Below are 390 nucleotides of genomic sequence, written 5' to 3'. Positions count from 1 at the left end.
GGGCGGGCGTTCCTGCCCGCCGGGTTGGCGGTAACCTCAAACCAACGGCTTGAGGTCAAGCCGTTCCACCTTCAGATGATTCATGGCTCTTCATGAAATTCGAACACTTCGCCCTCAACGTCCCTGAAACCCGCGCGCAGGCCCAGTGGTATGTGCAGCACGTCGGCTTCACGATCGCCCGCTCGCGCGACGACGCGCCTTTCACGCACTTTCTCGCCGACGAAACGGGCCGCACCGTGGTCGAGCTCTACACCAATCCGAAAGCCCTCATCCCGGATTACGCGGCGGCTCATCCACTCTGTTTTCACATCGCGGTCGTTGCCGCAGACGCAAAAGCGGAGCGCGCCCGGCTGGAGAAAGCGGGCGCAAAACTGTTTCTCGAAGAACCGC

At 61.8% G+C, this 390-nt stretch carries 1 protein-coding gene; it reads left to right on the top strand.

Features of this window, described 5'->3' with window-relative positions; all coding sequences use genetic code 11:
• Positions 1-92 precede the first annotated feature (92 nt).
• Positions 93-390, top strand: a 298-nt coding sequence (locus I6F37_RS44150; RefSeq protein WP_225155007.1) for a VOC family protein, incomplete at its 3' end; no start/stop codon positions are given.

It is taken from the genome of Bradyrhizobium sp. NBAIM08 (genome assembly GCF_020193935.1).
GTDB classification, from domain to species: Bacteria; Pseudomonadota; Alphaproteobacteria; order Rhizobiales; family Xanthobacteraceae; genus Bradyrhizobium; species Bradyrhizobium yuanmingense.
The sequence above is the reverse complement of the archived record's forward strand: the minus strand, read 5'-3'. Positions and strand labels throughout refer to the sequence as shown.